Below are 19,191 nucleotides of genomic sequence, written 5' to 3' on the forward strand. Positions count from 1 at the left end.
GGCATTCCCGTTCCGGCGTTACTCAGCGCGCGTTCGATCTCGGCAATGCGGTTTTCGGAGATGCGCCAGCGGCCTCCGAGGCGGAAGCCGAAGCCCGTCTCGCACCGCGCCGCACCGTCTGCGGCCGTCACTCCCAGGCGGGCCGCCGCCTTGGTGGTACTGATTCCAGATGCTAATGATTTCATCGTCACCGATCCTGTTAGACCCCTTTTGGGCCGGGAAATCGGCGCACTAGTGCACAGGCTGGCCGTCTACAGATCAGAACCGGGGAAATTCCGGGGAATTCCACCTACCCCCAGTTGACTACAATCTGAACACGTAGCAATTCTGACACTGCGAGGACGGCGATGCCCCTTCAAAGGAACCGCCTTGCGCTAGTTGCGATGTAACGGCCCCTTGGCGCCAACCTCGGGGCCGTAATCGTTTCTAGCGACTCGTTTGTGCGCTTACACACTCAAACCGAACACTAGGGTGATACTCGATGGCGACGATTTGAGAAGCCAGTTATTAACATCGCCGTTGCTAAACCCGATAATTCCCGGTTCATAACTATCCAACCGCTCACCGCGATCGATAGTTATCCACAGGAACTGAAACCGCCAGTTGTTTAACTCAACGCGCGCCGGCCGCTTTAGTGCTCAGCGACTCACGTGTCATGAAGCCGTGTATCGTGCGCGCAACGTTGTCGGCCGCTGCGATCAGCACGGAGTCCAGTCGATGGATGTATTTGCTGGTCACGTTGCCGGCGGTGTGGCCAAGCAGGGTCTCAATTGTTGAATCGCTATAACCGAGATCGCCAGCCACCGAGGCATAGGAATGCCTGAAGGTGTGAGCGGACACGTCGTCAAGGCCGGCGCGTGTCATGATGCGGTCCATCGCCCGCGCCATGCCACCATAGCGACCGGCGCTGCGAGCTGCCGGCAGGACATAGGGGCAATCCTTGCGGCGCTCGATCTTCGCGAGCATGTCGAACACCGCCTTGCCGATCGGCCGCACCGACGCGCCTTCCTTGCTGTCCGCGAGACGGAAGCAGCCGGCCTGTGCGTCTGTCTCGGTCCATTTCAGCGCCTCTACCTCGCCGAGGCGACACCCGGTGGGCGCAAGCAGCCAGATGCCGTGTAGCCCCTGAACAACATCGGCATCGTCACGCGCGGCCTTTAGCGCCTTGCCGACCAGCCTGTATTCCTGCGGTGTAAGGCGGCGGTTGCGCGACCCGTCAGCTTGCCGCTTGGCACCCCTCGCCGGGTTGTCCGGTCGAATTCCCTCGTGAACCGCAAACGTTAGAATGCCGCCGAGAAGCCCGGCAGTGCGCGCAGCAGTGCCAGCGCCGCCCTCGACCACCGACTTGCCGCGTTTCTTGTCCGACTTTGCGATGCGCGCCGTTTTGCCGACCGTCACATCCTTGATGAACCGATTCACGTCCGCGAGGGTGAGGTCGCGAACCAGCTTGTAGCCGAGAAGGGGCTTGATGTGCTGTTCGATCCGTCCGCGATCACTGGCGAGCGTCGAAGGCTTTTTAGGCAGATTGCGCTTGCCCATAATCAGACCAGCTTCCGCCGCAGCAATGTAGTTGTCGCACAGCTCCCTGACGGTGATCGATTTCCGACGAGTGGCCCGATCTTCTGCGGGGTCCTCGCCGCGAGCAACGTCACCAAGGATGACCCGTGCTTCCTTGCGCGCCTCTTCGACCGTGAGCGCACCATGAGCGCCGATCTTCACCCGTCGCGATCGACCGGCCTTTCGATACTGTGCAACGTAAGTCTTGCGGCCGGAAATCCAGGTGCGCACACCGAAGCCGGGAAGCTCCTCGTCCCAGGCGAAATAATCGGTATCCTTCGCCTCAAGCGAGTCAACGAACCGTTTGGTAAGTTTTGGCACTGGGCAAAACCTCCTACCGGAAGCACACCGGAAGCATCAGAACGGCATTCCGGGGAATTCCCCGGAAGAGCGTTGCCTTCCGAAGCTGGCTGTTTTAGCCCCATTTGCCGTACAAAATCAATGATTATAGACCTACAGGAAGCACCGGAAAACCCAAGAGACCTGCCCTCCGAAGGCAAAGGTCACACGTTCGAATCGTGTCGGGTGCGCCATTTCGTTACAAAACTGGGCACTCCAAAACCTGCGGTACTTGCGCTTTCAGCGGTGGCCGGCGTGCGCGTCGATCTAACCCTCCACCGCCCTTGCCGCCTGTTCCAAACTCGCCCGCGCGATCACGCGGTGGAACGGCGCGATCGCCGCCAGGTACGTCCGCCCAAGCCGGTTATGGCAATGCACGACCGTCACCACGACGAGATCCCGGCCGCCCGCCGCGCCCGTGCGCAGCAGGATCGCGACTCGGAAGTCGAGATGCCGGTCGTCCTCGCCGACCACCAACTCGCCCGCACTCTGCGACAGCAGCGGAAAGAAGCCGATCACCGGCCCCCGCGCCGCCGCGGCAGCACCGACCGCGCGAGACGATTTGACGCCGACCGTCGCCATCATCACATCGCGCACCCGCGTCAGCGCGCGTCGGCCTGCTATCGCAGGAGCCGCCCTGATCGAACTTCGGCATGCTCTATGACCGCCTCCGGATGAAGGGCAACAACCTGAAATCGCTGTTGCAGCAGGTTGCTTTAAGCAACCAAGCCACAATAGCGCGGAGCCCATTGAGGGGCAAACCGCGCCTCATAGACGCTGCGCGGCAAGCGCGTTGGCGAGCAGCTTCTGCAAGCCAAATCCGTGAAAAGGAGTAATGCAGGACAAGTAGCATTGCCCGAACTTGTTGTGAGCCATGCAAAGAGTAGACACCACGGCGCTTGGCCTGGTGCCGTCGTGTACCTTCATGACCGAGAGCCTGAAATCCATATGCTTGTTGTCCCGGCCGGCAACGAGCTCGTCCGGGCCCAGAAAAAAGATGGGCCATGGTCCGATCTTTTCGCCGACAGAGTAGTGGGCTCTCCTTTCCACCTTCATGATCTCCGACGTGGTCGGCACCTCCAGACCGGCCAAAGCTGCGGCCCTGTTGCGCGCATCAGCATCAGATTCATCCAGCCGGGCCGCTCCGCGAAAAATGCGAAAAAGATTTCAACGACACTAAGGTCCGAGCGGCTCAGCGGTACGCGGTAAGCGTCACGAAAATCAGCACGTTCGATCAAGTCGTTGCCCAATACGCCGTGGCGGGGCACGTCGCATTCGACGACATTCATAACTGCCCTCCGGGCACCCGGCCCCTCGTCCCTGTCGGGACTCGACCCTCGCCTGTCCGCAGGATGTTTTCCATCAAAGGCATCGCTCCCATGCACTGATCCGGTCAGACCACATGCGCCATGATGTATAGCGGAAAATCGCAGGGCGTCGCGGACTCGCAGATCTTGGCGCATGGCCGGTGCGGCATCATAGTGCCACGGCGAAGCAATAGTGCCCATCTTCCATCGGCCGTGGCGTGCCATTTCGGCTTCGTATGCCGCCAATCAATTGTGGCCCTTGCTGCGCTCGCCGTGGCTTACGGGATCCTTGCCACAACGTTGGGCCGGTTTTTCTCGAGCCAGGCGACGGCCTCGGGTCCATCGACGACACATTCGAAGGTTTCCCAGGTCGGATCCTCCAGCGATTCCAACTGCAGTCGCTTCACAGCGTATTCAACGAGATCGTGCAAGCCTTCGTAGCCTCGTCGGTGCTCGAGGGATTCTGCGATCGCCAAGCTGGTCCATCCGCGTCGGGCCAAATCGATAATGCTCGGAGCGTCAGCCTCGCTGAACCACGGTGTGGCATCGAACTCGATGCAGCGGACATTGTCGGCGGTATGGCAAGTGGCGTGGATCATTGGCTTCTCCGTTCTGCGCTAGCATTGCACGTCTCGCGTCGCTGCCTCGCACGCCCTCAGGCTTTGACCAGGTCCCCCAGCAGATTCGCCGCCACCATCAGCTTGGCGAGCGTCAGGCCGCCAGCAGCAATCTCTTCGACCGCACGGCGGATGCGCGTCGCCTCGGGATGAGCTGCAAGCCAGGTCTCCGCCGCCTGCTGACCGGATTGGCCGATGGTCAGCATGTCTGCAGCCAGGCGTCTTTCGGCTGCCGCGATCAGCTCGACGGCGCGGTCGATGGCCAGGCGCTCGAAATGATCGCTGGCCAGCACGCTGCGCGCGGCGGCGGTGATGCGGTCGAGACGGAAACTGGCCTCGGCGGCAAAGAATGTCGCGGTGGCATCGCCGATGCTGCGGCTGGTGCGCTCGGCGACGGTCACGATATCAGGCGCCGAGACCAGGGCGTCGAGGTCGGCCAGCTCGCCGGCGAGTCCGGTCGGCACGCCGGCACCGGTCAGGTCCTGCCGGCGCTTGCTGCGTGCGGCCTGCAAGTCCGGTGGCAGGGCGTCGTCGAGCGAGGCTGCGACCTCGCGGACGGCAGGGCCAAACCGGGCGATCACTGCGCTGAGACCATCCCTGAAGTCGACATTGCGCACATACCAGACCATGCGGGAGAGCAGGAGATCCTGGATCGCCGCGTAGAGGCTGAGCTGCAACTGTCCGTCGATGCCGGTGTCGAGCGCGTCGATCGCGTCATTGAGCCGCCTGAGCTCGTAGATCGAGTCCACCGCCACCTGGGCCATGACGATGGTCGAGATATCGGCGTCGGTCTCGTCGGTCAGGCGTACGATGCAGGCCGGGCCCCCGCGGTTGATCACGGCATTGACGAGACTGGTCGCGATGATCTCGCGTCGGAGTCGATGGAGCTCGACCGCGGCCGGGAATTTGTCGAGAACCTCGCGCGGAAAATACAGGGACAGTCTGCGGGCGAGATAAGGATCATCAGGCACGCCGGTTTCGAGCAGGTCACTGTAGAGCGTCAGCTTGGCGTAGGCGAGCAGCACGGCAAGCTCGGGCCGTGTCAGGGACTGCCCGCGCCTGGTCCGTTCGGCGATCGCGGCGTCGTCAGGCAGGAATTCGACGGCGCGGCTGAGCAGGCTGCGTTGCTCGAGCGACTGCATCAGGCGCGTGAGGAAGCCGGTCTCGGCCATGCCCTTGCGTTCGGCGAGCGAGAGCGCCAGCGTCTGCAGATAGTTGTTGCGCAGGACCAGCGCACCGACTTCGCCGGTCATCGCGGCAAGCAGGGTGTTGCGGTCAGCCGGGCTGAGGCGTCCCTCGCGCTCGGGGCGCGCCAATGCGATCTTGATGTTGACCTCGACGTCGGACGTATTCACGCCGGCCGAATTGTCGATCGCGTCGGTGTTGAGCTTGACGCCCTTCTGCGCCGCTTCGATGCGCCCGCGCTGGGTTACGCCGAGATTGGCGCCTTCGCCGATCACCCTGGCGCGAACGTCGGTCCCGCTGATGCGGATCGGATCGTTGGCGCGGTCGCCGGCCTGATCGTCGCTCTCCGCCGACGACCGGACATAGGTGCCGATGCCGCCGAACCACAACAGGTCCGCGCGCGCCTTCAGGATCGCCGTCATCACCTCGAAGGGCGTTGCCTGCGGCTTGTCGAGATCGAGCAGGGTGCGCACTTCCGGCGCGAGCGGGATCGCCTTGAGCGAGCGCGAGAACACGCCGCCGCCCTGCGAGATCAGCGATTTGTTGTAGTCCTGCCAGCTCGATCGCGGCAGGTCGAACAGGCGCTTGCGCTCAGTGAAGCTGGTCGCCGGGTCAGGGGAGGGATCGATGAAGATGTCGCGGTGATCGAACGCCGCAACGAGCTTCGTCGCCGGCGAGAGCAGCATGCCGTTGCCGAAGACGTCGCCGGACATGTCGCCGACGCCGACCACGGTGAAAGGCATGGCCTGAATGTCGGTGCCGAGCTCGCGGAAGTGGCGCTTGACCGCCTCCCAGGCGCCGCGCGCCGTGATCCCCATCTTCTTGTGGTCGTAGCCCTGGCTGCCGCCGGAGGCGAAGGCATCGCCGAGCCAATGGTTCTTCTCGGCCGAGATCGCGTTGGCGATGTCGGAGAAGGTGGCGGTGCCCTTGTCGGCGGCGACGACCAGATAGGGATCGTCGCCGTCATGCCGCACGGTCAAGTCGGGCGGCACCACGATGTCGCCGTCGAGATTGTCGGTGAGTTCGAGCAGCGAGCGCACGAAGATGCGATAGGCTTCGGTGCCTTCCGCGAGCCACGCCTCGCGGTCGGAGGGCGGCGGCAGGCGCTTGGGCACGAAGCCGCCCTTGGCGCCGACCGGCACGATCACGGCGTTCTTGACTTGCTGCGCTTTCACGAGGCCGAGGATCTCGGTGCGGAAATCCTGCGGCCGATCGGACCAGCGCAAGCCACCGCGCGCAACCTTGCCGAAGCGCAGGTGAATGCCTTCGACACGCGGTGAATAGACGAAAATCTCGTAGAGCGGTCGGGGAGGGGGCAGATCCTCGATCTTGCGCGCGTCGAACTTGAAGGAGATCACCGGGCGCGGATGTCCGTCCGGGCCGAGCTGCCACAAATTGGTGCGGATGGTCGACTGCACCAGATTGGTGAAACGGCGCAGGATGCGGTCTTCATCGAGCGAGGCGACGGATTTGAGCTGCTCCTCGATCTCGGCAAGGAGAGTTATCTCGCGCGCCGAACGCTCGCGATCGGTCAGGACGAGGCGCGGATCGCGGCGGGCCTGGAACAGCGCGACGAGGTTTGCCGTGATCGCGGCGTTCTTGCGCAAGGTCTCCCACATATAGTCCTGGGTGAACGGTGCGCGGATCTGGTGCAAATAGCGCGACAGCGCCCGGATGGTCGAGATTTCCCGCCAGCCCAGGGCCGTGCGCAGGATCAAGGCATTGTACCCGTCGGATTCGGCGCGATCGGTGACCACCGCCATGATCGAGGCCTCCAGGCGATGGCTGAAGTCCGGGCTGATCTCGATCGGCTGGCCGTCGCTGGTCTCGATCGTCATGTCGTGCAGCCAGACCGGCTCGGGCCTGTTGCCGGGCACGATCTGATAGGTGCGTTCGTTGACCACGCGCAGGCCGTGATTTTCGATCACCGGCACGCGGTAGGACAGCGACAGCGGCGCGGCATCCGAAAACACCCTGAGGCCGAAGCGCCTGGGATCATCCTCCTCGAAGCGATGAACCGAAATCGTCACCGGGCGGGCCGGTGTGAGCTTCTCGATGGTGGCGATATCGGCGATCGCCTGTTCTGCCGTGGAAGCCTCGGTATAGCCGCCGCTGAAGGCCTGGGCATAGCGATTTGCGAGCATGCGCGCCCGCATGCCGTCGGTCGACGCAGCCAGCGCCGCCTTCAGCTTGTCGGCCCAGGTCGCGGCAATGGCGCTGATCCCGGCTTCCAGCGTGGCGCGCTCGACGGCGGGGGTCTTACCTTCATAGCGTCCGACGATGTAGTGGACGCGCGCCAATGCTCCTTCGGGGAAGGACACGTAGGAGGCCGACAGTGTCCCCTTGTAGCTCTGCGAGAGGAAGGCGCCGACGCGCATGCGCACGTCGGTGTCGTATTTGTCGCGCGGAATGAAAACGAGGATGGAAACGAAGCGATCGAACTTGTCGACCCGCGCCAGCGCCCGGACGCGGGGGCGCTCATAGAGGATCAGGACCTCCATGACGAAATCGAAGAGGGTATCGACGTCGATCTGGAAAAGCTCGTCGCGCGGATATTCCTCGAGAATATGCTGGAGAGCCTTGCCGGAATGGCTGTTCGGGTCGAAGCCGGCGCGCTGGAGCACCCGCGATACCTTGTGGCGAACATAGGGGATCTGTCGTGCCGAGCGCGTATAGGCACCCGAGGTGAACAGGCCGACGACTCGCAATTCACCCTCGAGCCGGCCGTCGGGCGTATAGAGTTTGATGCCGACATAATCCATCCGGATGCGACGATGAACGCGGCTGCTCACATTGGCCTTGATGACGATGAGCAGGGTCGGCTCGTGCATGAACTCACGAATCTCCGGCGTCATCACCACCATTTCGCTGCCGCGGCGCAGGACCTTCACATCGGGATCGCGGAGGATACCGAGGCCCTCGGCGGTCGTGATGTCGTCCGACGCATCGCGGCCGGGCGAGAAGCGATATTCGCGCACGCCGAGAAATGTGAAATTGTCCGCGCACAGCCATTGCAGGAACTGGTTGGCCTCGGCGACCTCGTCGATCGGAAGCGGCGGCGGATTGGACGCGAACGTCTTGACCGCGTCCTCGACGCGGTCGCGCATGGCGCGCCAGTCCGCGACGCAGGCGCGCACGTCGCTCAACGTCCTGGTGAGGCCGTCAATCAGCCTCTCGCGGTCCGCGTCGGCGTCCAGGCGGGTGATGTGGAGGTGAATCAGACTCTCTCGCGCGCCCTTTGCCCCTTCCGGCAGTGCCTCGCCATAGAATCGCAAGAGCTTGCCCTGGTCATCGCGCTCCACCGCGACGATGGGGTGAGCGACGAGGGCGACTTCGATGCCCTGCTCGGTGAGCTCCGCCATGGTGGAATCGAACAGGAAGGGCATGTTGTCGTTGAGGATTTCGAGCACGGAGATCTCGCGCCCGTCCGGCATCATCGGATTGACGACGCGGATATCGGCACGCCCCGCCGTGCGCCGCTGCACATGCTCCCAGGCTTGCTCCGCCAGGAAGGCAAGCGAGGAGGCATCGTGACTGGCGAGATCCTCGACATTGGTGAAGGCGAACAGAAGCTCGGCAAAGCTTCGGGGGGCCTTGCCCGGTTGCACGCTTCCTGCTGCCTCGTGGATCAGAGTTGCCCGGGCCTTGTCGTCACGCCATGCCATAGCGTCCTCCATCTCCCGGCCGACGAGCCGCAATTACGGTCGGGCATTGTTCTTGGAGTGCGCCTCTTCGAGCGCATCTTCTTGACCGCGTTTCAATCGCCTCGGCGGAATCTACGGTCTTGCGGCTTCGACGATATTAGCATTCCGCAGCCGTCATGGCGCGCGGAGTTGTGAGGCGCGCTTTGGGGGGCGGAAAATCGGTGCCGACGACCATCGCGCCGTTGGGCGCCCTGCAAAATGACGAGGAATTTCAATCGTGTATGAGTTCGTGATTTTATTCTGAATGGCGCGCCACGTCGGTACAAAACTGGTGATGTCAAGGACGCGCGCGGGCGTTTTCGCGGGCGCTGCGCCCTCGCCGGCGAGATGATTGGTCGTACCGTTCCCCGACGCCCCGACATTGATCGCGCCGGACTTCGCCTTCGCGAGCGCGATCAGCTCCTTCACGTCCTCGCGGCGGCCTGCGGCGACGGAATGGGCGAACCGATCGGAGAGGCAACGTCGTCCGGTACCAGTCCTGGTCCCTGGATCAGCTCGACCACAGGCAGAACGGGATGACTTTCCTTACGCCTGAGGGCGAGCAGGGCGGCAGAGACAACGTAGAGGGCGACGCCCAACGCATATGTCGAGGCGATGCCGAACAGGATGGAAAGGGTCACGCCCAGCACCGAGGCTAGCATCGAGGTAATGCCGTTGGCGCTCCAAAGGAACGGAAGTATTTCCGAGTGGCGGCGCCAGATGCTTAAGCCGAGCGGGAACATCATGCCCATGCAGAACGCCGGCGGCGCTAACAAGGAGACGGAGATCAGTATCCGGATGTCGGTCGCTTCCGACCGTGCCCAGGTGCTCACCAGCGGTGTAAGGAAGCCCGCCACGGTGAGCGTGACGAGGAGAGCAGCCACCCGGCCGAGCACTACGCCGCGATGAGGGGTTAGCGCACCAACCGTCGCACTGCCGATACCGCTGAAGATGAGAATGGTGAAGAGAACGACGCTCAATCCGTAAACGGGATGTCCGAGAAAGACCATTAACCGCTGCATCTGCGACACTTCGATCAGCATAAATCCGAGGCCGATCGCGCTGAAATAGACCACCGGCGGCGTCAGTCTCGTTAGCGGCATCTGTCGTGCCAGACGCACAAACGGAACGACGATATAATATGCGCAAGCGGCGAGCGCGACACCGAGCACCAGCAAGATCATGCTGGTGGCCACATTGTTGTTCGTGACGGTGGACGACGGTTTGGTGATGAAATTCGTAAAGCGCTGCGTGAAGAAGAAGAACGGACTATCGTCGGTCGAAGCGGTGATATTCTCCGGCAATGACGCCAAGAAAGCAGGGCCTGCGTTGCCGGAGAGCAATTTAGAAGTGATGGCGTCGAAAGCGACGTCGGGTGCCAGGATAATCTTGAAGCCCTGTGCAGCAAGTCTTACCCGCGCGCTTTGCCATTCGGCGTCCGTGAGAGCGTCGGGGCGGGTGATGACGGTCACGATAGGACCAGCGTTGACGGCGATCACATGCCGCGCGAGTTCGCCCACGGGTACACCGTGCCGCTGTAGTGCGTTGGCGGCGATCGCCACAAGCCGGTAAAATTCTCCGCTATGATCCGTGGGATCGTACCAACGCGAGATCGACAGCAGCCCGCCGGGCTTCAAGGCACGGTAGAAGTCGCCCCAGGCCTCCACGGTATAGAGGCGATTTTCCGTCAGCGTCAGCCCGCCGGCGGCCGTGGCGGCCCAGGTGTCGATCAGCGAAATCTGGACGAGATCATACCGATCGGAAGAATGATTGATGTAGCTGCGTGCTTCGGCGTTCACCAGCTTCACACCCGGCTGACGATCAAGATGGCCGGAGAATTCGGCGAATTTGTCGGTCAGGACCTCGAAAATGGCGGGGTTGATCTCGATTCCGCGGATGCGCTTCGCGCCAAACAAAAGTGCAGAAAGGATGTCGCGCCCGCCGCCGACGCCGATGACAGCCACGTCTGTTGGCGGCTGAACTAGGTAGGCCGCATTGATAACGTCGTCTTTCAGATAGGACAGCTTGTCGAGATCGCCATCGTGCCGGGTGATGACGGTAGCCGCGTCGGAGTCGATATCCAGATAGTTCTGGTCGATCTTTACCTTGGGATCGCGGGCAAAGCCCCAGCCGAACGGAGCTGTCTCTCCGAGCGGCCTAACTCGTACACGGGAATATGTGTTCCAGCGCTCGAACAGTGTCCCGGTCTCCTCCCGCCCCTTGGCCCAGAACACTCCAAGGTGACTTTTGCCAGCAACATCAAGACCAGTGTGCAGGGCGGCCGTAGTCGCCAGCGTCAGCGCAACCACACCGCTCAGTCGCCGGCTGCCGACATCGCCGCCGCTGCGGACCACCATCCAGCCCGCACCTGCGGCAAAGGCACCGAGCCACAACGTGGCGCTGACGGGATCGACGACGAGCAAAGCGAAGATGATGCCGAGGCATCCGAACGCGGCCCCGGTCAGATCCGCGGCATAGAGCCAGCCACCGGCATACGGAAGACGCGTGAGCAGCAGCGTGATGCAGATGCCGCTTTCGCTGAAGGGGATCACGAATGCCAGGGCCGCAAGCGCGAGAGCGCCCTGCGCGAGGACTGCAGGAATCACGAGAGGCACGCAGAGGAAGGCGACCATCGCGCCAACACCCGAGACTGCGAACCACGAGGCGTGGCGTGCGAACTCGGGGCCCACTGCCTCGGGCCCGTAACGCTCGGCGTTGTTGTAGACCTCCATCGCGCCGCGCGTCAGTCCGAGCATCGCAAGCGAAATGGCCGCGAACGCGAAGTGGTAGTATAGCATCACGCTAAAAAAGCGCGTGATCAGGATCTGGAAAGAGAGAGTAGCGCAGGCCAAGACAAAAATTGCAAAATAGTAGCGGCCTGGAATCCCGAGACTTGCCGGCACGGCATTCACCCTTAGTTGGTCATCGGCGAAAAATTAGATCCGTTCTGGCCAACACTGGACAACGTTTCCTAACATCTGGTTGCCTGTTTGGGCGCCTTGCAACTTTTAGGAGAATGTCTTCTTAACGGTCTCTAAAGGCTTGGCGAAAATCGTGCCGAGTTAACGGACTGTGCCGTGCGGCTTTTCAAACTAAGCGACCATAACTCGGAAACAGGTCCGTGCCCTAAACATTCTTGATGAGCGGGGAAGATAGCGATGCCTCTTCTTGGCCCACCGCGCTGTTCCCGAGATTGATCGAAATGGCCGCAACCGCGAAATCGGGAGGACAACGGCCTATGAGGCGTAGCGCAAGATCGCAGTCCGTCGCTGGTTATAGGGCGTGATCGCGTCGCCGGCCGCCGCGTCATAGCGCTACGGCGAAGCAATAGTGCCCATCTTCATCGACCGTGGCGCGCCAGTCCTACGGCCGTTTCAGGCCGACGCTCACGTCAGCATCGCGACAATCGCCTGGAGCTGGTCGGAGGCGGACGAGACCAGTCCGTCATATGACGTCTGGCCGTGTGCGGCGGCGTTCAGGATGCATTCGGCCACGGCCGCTTTCAGGCCGAACACCGATTGATGGGCCGGTACGCTCGCCATCACGGTCTCCAGCGCTTGACGCATCGTGTGAACGAGCTCGGAGCTGTATTGCATTGGCTGTCCTCCGTGCGCTCATATTAGGTCGCGCGACCATGCTTGCCACTCACAAGCCTGAGATTGCTCTTTGAACTGGTTGAGATTGAATGTCTCAATTCAAACGCCAGATGGCCGCATTGAGCACGCCGGCAAACGCGACCCAGGCTGCGTAGGGCACGAACAATGCGGCGGCCAGCCTGTCTCGTGATGCCTCGAGACCGATATAGGTCACGATCGCGACGAACAGGCCGATGAGTATGACGAGTGCAGCGCCGATCTGGTGCATCGTGAACATGACCGGAGACCAAATGAAATTGAGCGCCAGTTGCGCAGCCCAGGCCAGCATCGCCTTGCCCCCGGGCTCACGGCGAAAGGTCCGCCATCCTGCGATGGCGATCGTGATGTAGAGCAGCGTCCAGGCCACCGGGAACGCCCAGTTCGGTGGCACGAAGGCCGGTTTGGCGAGGCCCGCATACCAGTCTCCGGGGAGATTGGTCGCACCGATCAGCCAGCCGGTGCCGACCACGGCGACGACGAAGACCAATAACTGAAGCATCCATCACCTCGCGCTTCCCGTGGCGCAATTGTATCATCCTTCCATGAGCGAATCCGACACGGTGACCGGCGAAGCCTCGCCCGTCCGCAAGATCATCCATATCGACATGGATGCGTTCTATGCGTCGGTGGAGCAGCGCGATAATCCGGACCTTCGCGGCAAGCCGGTCGCGGTCGGAGGCTCCGCGGAACGCGGCGTCGTCGCGGCCGCGAGCTACGAAGCCCGCCAGTTCGGCGTTCGCTCCGCGATGCCATCGGTCACTGCGAAGCGGCAGTGCCCCGATCTGATCTTCGTCAGGCCGCGCTTCGAGGTCTACAAGGCGATCTCCAGGCAAATCCGCGACATCTTTGCCGAGCACACACCCATCATCGAACCCTTGTCGCTCGACGAGGCCTATCTCGACGTGACGGAAAACCTGCAAGGCATCCCGCTGGCGCGCGACATCGCCCTGAAGATCCGCGGGAAGATCAAGGCCGAGACTGATCTCAACGCGTCGGCGGGCATCTCCTACAACAAGTTTCTGGCCAAGCTCGCCTCCGATCATCGCAAGCCCAACGGTCAGTTCGTGATCTCGCCGGAGATGGGCCCCGCCTTCGTCGAGACGCTGCCGGTCGGCAGGTTCCACGGCATAGGCCCGGCGACAGCTGCGAAGATGAATGCGCTCGGCCTGTTCACCGGTCTCGACATCCGCAACCAGACGCTGGAGTTCATGAATGCGAATTTCGGTAAGTCAGGTGCGTACTATTACTGGATCTCACGCGGCGTCGACGATCGGCCGGTCCGGGCCAACCGGATCCGCAAGTCCATCGGCGCGGAGACCACCTTCTCGACCGACCTTGCCGAATATGGCGCGCTGGCGGCCGAGCTCAAGCCTCTCGTCGACAAGGTCTGGCGGCACTGCGAGGCGACCGGCAATCGCGGCCGCACCGTCACGCTGAAGATCAAGTTTGCCGACTTCGAGATCATCACGCGCAGCAGGTCTGTCGCAGCGGCCGTCGCGGGGCGGGACGACCTGGAGCGGCTGGCCTGCGGCCTGCTCGAGATCGAGATGCCACTGCCCAAGCGCGTCAGGCTGCTGGGTGTCTCGCTGTCCGCGCTCCAGATCGGGGACGAGGCGGAGCCGCAGCTGACCTTGGGCATTTGAACGAGGCCGCCAGGCCCTCGGCAAACGCGACATCTTTATCCGCGACGCGGGGCAAAACCTGTCGTAGAGACACCAAAACACGATTTTTCGCGATTGATGCTGGAATGCTTGCTCTATTGATACGCCTCGGATTGCGCTTCGAAGACCGCATCGAGGAGCGCCGGTTTGTCGACCAATACGTCCGAGGCAGTCTCGGCTGGACGCAGATCGCGATGCTGCTCGGCGCCGCCACCTATGCCGGCTACACCCTCTGGGATTGGGTGCTCTATCCCGAGGTCGTTCCAACCACGCTTGCCATCCGTGGCGGCACCGCTCTGTTCGTGCTGCTCCCGCTGACCGCGTTACTGTCACGGCGCTTGATGAAGCCATGGGCGGAGACGATTTTCCTCGTCTACTGCGTCATTCCCGGCTGCATCCTGCCGAGCATCTATCTCGTCCTGCCGTCGGGCTTCACCTTTGCCGCCCCCGGCATGATGATGATCATCCTGTTCGTCTCCACCATGCTGCCATTACGAATCGGCTCACTGGCGATTTTCTGCCTGCTGTCGTGGCTGGCGCTGCTGGTCGCCGAGACGTTCGCACCGACGATGCCAATGGGCCTGCGATTCATCAATCATTCCCTCGTCGGCAACGCCTACGCATTATCGCTCTACGCGGTGGCTGCGCGCGAATACCGGGCGCGAAAGCAATTCCGAACGTCGGAGGCCCTGCAGCGGGAAAAGGAACGTTCGGAGAAATCGCTGCGCGATCTGCGCGCGACCCAGGAGCATCTGGTGCAGGCGGAAAAACTCGCCTCGCTCGGTCGATTGGTCGCCGGTGTCGCTCACGAGGTCAGCACCCCGCTTGGCCTCGCCCTGACGACCTCGACGGCCATGCAGACCGATCTGCAGACAATGGCCGACGCATTGGGCGGAGCGTCGGTCCGGCGATCCGATCTGACCAAGGGAATTGACAGGCTCAAGCAGGGCCTCGACATGACCTTCGATAATCTGCACCGCGCATCCGAGATGGTGCACAGCTTCAGGCAGGTCGCAGTCCACCAGGCTGACGAGGACCGGCGCTCGTTCGAGCTTAAGGATTGGCTGGCTGAGCTGATGTCCAAGCTTGGGCCGCTGCTATCGCACCATGCTCTGGCGGTCGACGTCCAATGCCCGGCGGGCATCAAGCTCAACAGCTACCCGGGAGCGCTCGCCCAGGTGATCAGCAATCTCGCCCTCAATACCGCGGGGCATGCGTACCCGGACGAAAGAGGCGGCAGATTCGCGATCACAGTCAGCCAGCCGGACGCGAAACGGGTCCGCCTGGTCTGCGCCGACGACGGCGTCGGGATACCCGAGGAATTACAAGCACAGATCTTCGATCCGTTCGTCACGACCGGCCGCGAGAGCGGACATGCCGGCCTCGGGCTGCACATCGCGTTCAATTTGGTGGCCTCGTCGCTGAACGGGCGCCTGCGCCTCGAAAGCAGGACGGGTCCAGGGACTCAGATCGCGATCGAGATCCCGATCGAAGCATGAAACTGCGACCGCTGGAGCCGCCTCGGAAAGCGGCGCGCGGCCGACGGTGACGGGATTTTCAGCCCCGCCACCGGTGACCCGCTCGGGGGCAATCAATGCCTCACGTGCTCGAACACCACGATCACGCCGGTCGGCTCGGGCTCGTGCGCCATCAGGCGCGTCAGGTCGGAATCGCCCCAATCGGCGAGGCTGACGACTTCGCCGCTCTGGCGGTCGGCACCGAGCGATGGTGTGGGCTCGAGGACCTTGAGGCCCATCTCGTCGACGAAGAAGGTATGCTCGCCGAACATGCTGTTGAGCTGCGGCATGGCCGGGTGTTCGTCGGGCAGCACCTGAGCGCCGAGTTGGTTGACGGTCTGCTTCACCTGTTCGGATGTGAGCTTCATGAGCTGCTCCGTTTCTGTGTCCGGTTTCGTTGGCCTGGGCGGGAGCACGCGTTCCCTGCGCCTTTGTCCGCCTGGCCCGACTCCGAACAGGTACTGCGCACAAATGTTCCCAAGAAATGTATTTCGTGATCGCGCGTTGCATCTGCCGCGCTCGCGGCACGAGATCGCCACAGGATGCACACGATTTATCCGCGGGCGGCTCTAATCGACTGCTTCGACGATCCGGATGTCGCGGTCCGCACCGTCTCCGAGCAGATCGTGAGCTGCCTGGTAGGCCGGGCTTGCATAGGCCGCCTTGGCGCGCTCGACGCTGTCGAACTCGATGAGAACCACGCGCTCCATTTGGCCGAGCTCGAAAGCCGCAGCCGGCACCCCGCGTGCGAGCACGCGGCCGCCCGCCGCTTCGATCGCCGGACGCGACAGTTTGGCGTAAGCCGCCATGGCATCGGGATTCTTGATCGCGCGGTAGGTGGCAACCCAGTAGGCTTTGGCCATTTTTCTTTCCTGGTTTTCAGGGGGAATCTGCTACGCGCTGCGGCTTTCACCGACCGAGAGCGCGCAGATCCGTGACAGATATGTGTAGGGCAGGCCGGTCTCCTCGGCCCAGGCATTGAACTGCGCCTGCACCTTGGCGAGATCGCCCTTCGACTTGACCTCTTCGGCAATGTCGAGACCGGCATCGCGCAGGCAAGCCACCACGTCCCCGGACGTCACAAAGCCGTCCCATCCGACGAAGCGCAGCAGCATCTGCCCGGTGTTGCCCCCGAGCCGGCTGCCGCGCTTGGTCATGAGACCGAGCAGGCCGATCTCGTCGGACGAGGGCCACTTCGCCAGAAACTTGCCGAAGCTGCCGTGCTCCTTCGCGATCTCCTGCACGAAGGCGGCGTTGTCGCGCACCGACATGATCTTGGCACCGTTGCGCACGATGCGCGCATCGCGCAGCAGGCCTTCCCAATAATCCTCGGGCCGGAAGGTGAGCTTGGCCGGCTGGAAATGCAGGAAGGCGTCTTCAAAGCCGTCCCATTTCGTCTCGATCACGCTCCAGGCAAAGCCGGCGCAAAACACCCGCCTGGTCATTTCGGCGAGGACGCGGTCGTCGCCGAGCTTGGCCAGCCGCTTGAGGTCCGGCTTTGCCGGCATCAATTTCTCCAGCGCCTTGGGCCCGCCCTTGCGCTTCTCAGCGCGGGCACGAATGGTCTTGAAGGAGGTCATGCGGACATCCGCGTTGAGGGATCGTCAAGACACCAGAATTCGATGATCCGGTCCAGCCCCGCGGCGATTGACGAGAGCAGGCGGCCATGCTGATCTGCTTCTTGCTTTATAAGCTTTGGAATTCCCGGACATTTTCAATCTCGAACGGATTTCCCATGCGCTGCCTAGTCGTCGCCGACCTGCATTATTCGCTGCCTCAGCTCGACTGGCTCGTCAGCGCGGCGCCGCAGTTCGACCTCGTGATCTTCGCCGGCGATGCGCTCGACATCGGCTCAATGGTGGATTTTCGCGCGCAGATCGTGGTGGTGAAGAAGTACCTTGCGCTGCTCGCCGCCCGGACCCGCGTGATCCTCTGCTCCGGCAATCACGACCTCGACGAACGCAACCCGGACGGCGAGAAGATCTCGCGCTGGATCTCGGAGGTGCGAGAGCTTGGGGTCGCTTGCGACGGCGACGGCCTCACCATCGGCGACACCCTGTTCACGGTGTGCCCATGGTGGGATGGACCGCTGGTCAAGCAGCGCCTCGTCGCGCAGCTTGGCGAGGCCGCGGCCAATCGGCCGAGGCGCTGGATCTGGGCACATCATGCGCCGCCGGCAGAATCACCGACGAGCTGGGGCGGCAAGCGCTTCTTCGGCGACGTCGAGCTGGTGCAGTGGATCACGCAGTATCAGCCCTCGATGGTGATCTCCGGCCATGTGCACCAGTCGCCCTTCATTACGGATGGCTCGTGGTTCGACCGACTGGGCGAGAGCTGGGTCTTCAACACCGGTCTGCAGCCGGGTCGGCCGCCGACCTACATCGTGCTCGATCTCGATGCCGACAAGGCGTACTGGCTTGCAGCGGGCGAAGCGCAATGGATCGATTTGAGCGCGCCGCTGCAGCGGCCCGCCGGTCCGATCACGACGCCGCCGGACTGGCTCACATCCTTGGATCAGATTGCCGATCCGAGCCTGGCGAGACCTCAAGCGGCGGCAGGTTGATCATGCTCTGCAAGACCTCGCCGACCATGGCCAGATGGGTGCCGTGGCCGGCATATTGCCGCTTGAGGTCGGCGAGATAGGTGTTGGCGACGTTGAGCCGCTGCGCCAGCATCTGCGCAATCAGCAATGCCACGCCCGGCTCCTGCTTGAGAAACGAGGAGGCATCTTCGAACTCGTAGATGACCGCGTCGGAGCAGGCCCGCACGGTTGCGGTATGCGGCTGGCCGAGCAGCACCGACATTTCACCGAGCACGGCACCCGGCTCGGTGACGGTTGCGACGACCATCTCGCCCTTGAGCACCTCGAGCTTGCCCTGCATCAGCACGTAGAGATGGCCGGTGGTGCCGCCCTCGGTGACGACGACCGCCCCGGCCTTGACCTGCCGTTCCGTCCCGCCCGTGCAATAGTTCAGAACTGCGCGCATCCTGCGAAAGCTCCCGTCACGGGCGGCAGTAGAGCACGATCCGCGCCGCAAGCTTGCTCAAATTTACAGCAGGCCCGGCTAACGCGACAAGCGCTTCGCGAGATGGACCGACTGCCAATCTCCCAGTCCGGTATCCCTGAAACCTGCTTTCTTCGCCAGGCCGCGCATCTCGGCGTTCGTCCGGGCCGTCTCGGCGGCAATCATCTCGTGGCCGAGATCGACCGCGCGCGTCTCCATCGCCGTCATCATCTGAAGGCCAAGGCCCATGCGCTGGAAGGCATCGGCGACCGAGATGGCAAATTCGCCGTGCCGAACGGCCGCGTCATAGGCGTATCGCGCTTCGCCGATGATCCGGCCGTGGCCCTCCTGCCTGAGTTCGGCGAGCAAGGTGAAGTGGTCGAGGCGGTCGGACTTGGCGACGCACTCGGCCGCGACCACGGAGAGATCGGTTCGCGCGCCCATGAAGCGCTTGCTACGCGATGTCGTGGAAAGGCCGGTGAAATAGACCGAGAGGCTCTCGACATCGGATTCGCTGGCGGTCCTGATGCAGACCATGCCCTTCGTTTCGGCCAGTTCGACCGGCTCGACGACGGCTCCCGGAAACAGCTGTGACATGCGTGATGCTTTCGGCAGGTTGCTGGGACTTGCAGACCTAGCCGAGGCCGCGCACCGTCCGCTTGGACGGAGCTGCCAATCATGCGGA

General features: G+C 62.8%; 17 protein-coding genes and 1 tRNA gene. 4 read left to right on the top strand and 14 right to left on the bottom strand.

Translation table 11 applies throughout. The features are described 5' to 3' along the window. Nucleotides 1-612: 612 nt before the first annotated feature. Nucleotides 613-1,878, bottom strand: a complete 1,266-nt coding sequence (locus GA0061098_RS23770) for a tyrosine-type recombinase/integrase (protein ID WP_091962013.1) — start codon at nucleotides 1,876-1,878, stop codon at nucleotides 613-615. 141 nt (nucleotides 1,879-2,019) lie between these two features. On the opposite strand from GA0061098_RS23770, the gene GA0061098_RS45140 reads away from it, so the two are divergent. Beyond that, nucleotides 2,020-2,090 (top strand) — tRNA-Ser (locus tag GA0061098_RS45140). A 73-nt stretch (nucleotides 2,091-2,163) separates the two neighbouring features. Here the strand turns inward: GA0061098_RS45140 and GA0061098_RS23775 are convergent. From GA0061098_RS23775 to GA0061098_RS23805, 8 genes are all read right to left on the bottom strand, one after another. Then, the gene (locus GA0061098_RS23775; protein ID WP_091962016.1) at nucleotides 2,164-2,646 is read right to left on the bottom strand and encodes a DUF2867 domain-containing protein; all 483 of its coding nucleotides are present in this window, start codon (nucleotides 2,644-2,646) and stop codon (nucleotides 2,164-2,166) included. An 18-nt stretch (nucleotides 2,647-2,664) separates the two neighbouring features. Then, the gene (locus GA0061098_RS23780; RefSeq protein ID WP_091962019.1) at nucleotides 2,665-3,051 is read right to left on the bottom strand and encodes a DUF2867 domain-containing protein; all 387 of its coding nucleotides are present in this window, start codon (nucleotides 3,049-3,051) and stop codon (nucleotides 2,665-2,667) included. 430 nt (nucleotides 3,052-3,481) lie between these two features. Continuing rightward, nucleotides 3,482-3,802 (bottom strand): hypothetical protein, encoded by a 321-nt coding sequence (locus GA0061098_RS23785; RefSeq protein WP_091962022.1) that lies wholly within the window; start codon nucleotides 3,800-3,802, stop codon nucleotides 3,482-3,484. A 56-nt stretch (nucleotides 3,803-3,858) separates the two neighbouring features. After that, the gene (locus GA0061098_RS23790) at nucleotides 3,859-8,682 is read right to left on the bottom strand and encodes an NAD-glutamate dehydrogenase (RefSeq protein WP_091962026.1); all 4,824 of its coding nucleotides are present in this window, start codon (nucleotides 8,680-8,682) and stop codon (nucleotides 3,859-3,861) included. A 141-nt stretch (nucleotides 8,683-8,823) separates the two neighbouring features. After that, the gene (locus tag GA0061098_RS43970; protein ID WP_129590918.1) at nucleotides 8,824-9,117 is read right to left on the bottom strand and encodes a hypothetical protein; all 294 of its coding nucleotides are present in this window, start codon (nucleotides 9,115-9,117) and stop codon (nucleotides 8,824-8,826) included. Next, nucleotides 9,114-11,591, bottom strand: coding sequence for a hypothetical protein (locus tag GA0061098_RS23795; protein ID WP_245323512.1), 2,478 nt, complete (start codon nucleotides 11,589-11,591; stop codon nucleotides 9,114-9,116). The genes GA0061098_RS43970 and GA0061098_RS23795 overlap by 4 nt, the downstream gene beginning before the upstream one ends. A gap of 483 nt (nucleotides 11,592-12,074) precedes the next feature. Beyond that, the gene (locus tag GA0061098_RS23800) at nucleotides 12,075-12,284 is read right to left on the bottom strand and encodes a hypothetical protein (protein ID WP_091962029.1); all 210 of its coding nucleotides are present in this window, start codon (nucleotides 12,282-12,284) and stop codon (nucleotides 12,075-12,077) included. A gap of 94 nt (nucleotides 12,285-12,378) precedes the next feature. Further along, complete coding sequence (locus GA0061098_RS23805) at nucleotides 12,379-12,822, bottom strand: TspO/MBR family protein (protein WP_091962032.1); 444 nt, start codon at nucleotides 12,820-12,822, stop codon at nucleotides 12,379-12,381. Between the two features lie 43 nt (nucleotides 12,823-12,865). Here GA0061098_RS23805 and dinB point away from each other — a divergent pair, with 43 nt between their 5' ends. Both dinB and GA0061098_RS23815 read left to right on the top strand, forming a co-directional pair. Beyond that, nucleotides 12,866-13,966 (top strand): DNA polymerase IV, encoded by a 1,101-nt coding sequence (dinB, locus tag GA0061098_RS23810; RefSeq protein ID WP_091962037.1) that lies wholly within the window; start codon nucleotides 12,866-12,868, stop codon nucleotides 13,964-13,966. A 104-nt stretch (nucleotides 13,967-14,070) separates the two neighbouring features. Further along, complete coding sequence (locus GA0061098_RS23815) at nucleotides 14,071-15,483, top strand: sensor histidine kinase (RefSeq protein ID WP_091962041.1); 1,413 nt, start codon at nucleotides 14,071-14,073, stop codon at nucleotides 15,481-15,483. A gap of 92 nt (nucleotides 15,484-15,575) precedes the next feature. Here GA0061098_RS23815 and GA0061098_RS23820 read toward each other — a convergent pair whose 3' ends face one another. From GA0061098_RS23820 to GA0061098_RS23830, 3 genes are all read right to left on the bottom strand, one after another. Continuing rightward, nucleotides 15,576-15,869, bottom strand: a complete 294-nt coding sequence (locus GA0061098_RS23820; protein ID WP_018319488.1) for a hypothetical protein — start codon at nucleotides 15,867-15,869, stop codon at nucleotides 15,576-15,578. A gap of 201 nt (nucleotides 15,870-16,070) precedes the next feature. Next, entirely contained in the window at nucleotides 16,071-16,364 is a 294-nt protein-coding gene (locus GA0061098_RS23825; RefSeq protein WP_091962044.1) for a DUF1330 domain-containing protein, read from the bottom strand. A gap of 30 nt (nucleotides 16,365-16,394) precedes the next feature. Continuing rightward, nucleotides 16,395-17,081: a DNA-3-methyladenine glycosylase I gene (locus GA0061098_RS23830; RefSeq protein WP_091962048.1), complete on the bottom strand. Its 687-nt coding sequence runs from the start codon at nucleotides 17,079-17,081 to the stop codon at nucleotides 16,395-16,397. Between the two features lie 155 nt (nucleotides 17,082-17,236). On the opposite strand from GA0061098_RS23830, the gene GA0061098_RS23835 reads away from it, so the two are divergent. Beyond that, nucleotides 17,237-18,064 (top strand): metallophosphoesterase family protein, encoded by an 828-nt coding sequence (locus GA0061098_RS23835; protein ID WP_091962051.1) that lies wholly within the window; start codon nucleotides 17,237-17,239, stop codon nucleotides 18,062-18,064. On the opposite strand, the gene GA0061098_RS23840 is transcribed toward GA0061098_RS23835, so the two are convergent. Further along, nucleotides 18,003-18,488: a Crp/Fnr family transcriptional regulator gene (locus tag GA0061098_RS23840; protein WP_091962054.1), complete on the bottom strand. Its 486-nt coding sequence runs from the start codon at nucleotides 18,486-18,488 to the stop codon at nucleotides 18,003-18,005. The two genes, GA0061098_RS23835 and GA0061098_RS23840, sit on opposite strands and share 62 nt — an antisense overlap. Nucleotides 18,489-18,566: 78 nt before the next feature. Further along, complete coding sequence (locus GA0061098_RS23845; protein WP_091962057.1) at nucleotides 18,567-19,103, bottom strand: GNAT family N-acetyltransferase; 537 nt, start codon at nucleotides 19,101-19,103, stop codon at nucleotides 18,567-18,569. Between the last annotated feature and the right edge of the window lie 88 nt (nucleotides 19,104-19,191).

Source organism: Bradyrhizobium shewense (assembly GCF_900094605.1).
Classification (GTDB): domain Bacteria; phylum Pseudomonadota; class Alphaproteobacteria; order Rhizobiales; family Xanthobacteraceae; genus Bradyrhizobium; species Bradyrhizobium shewense.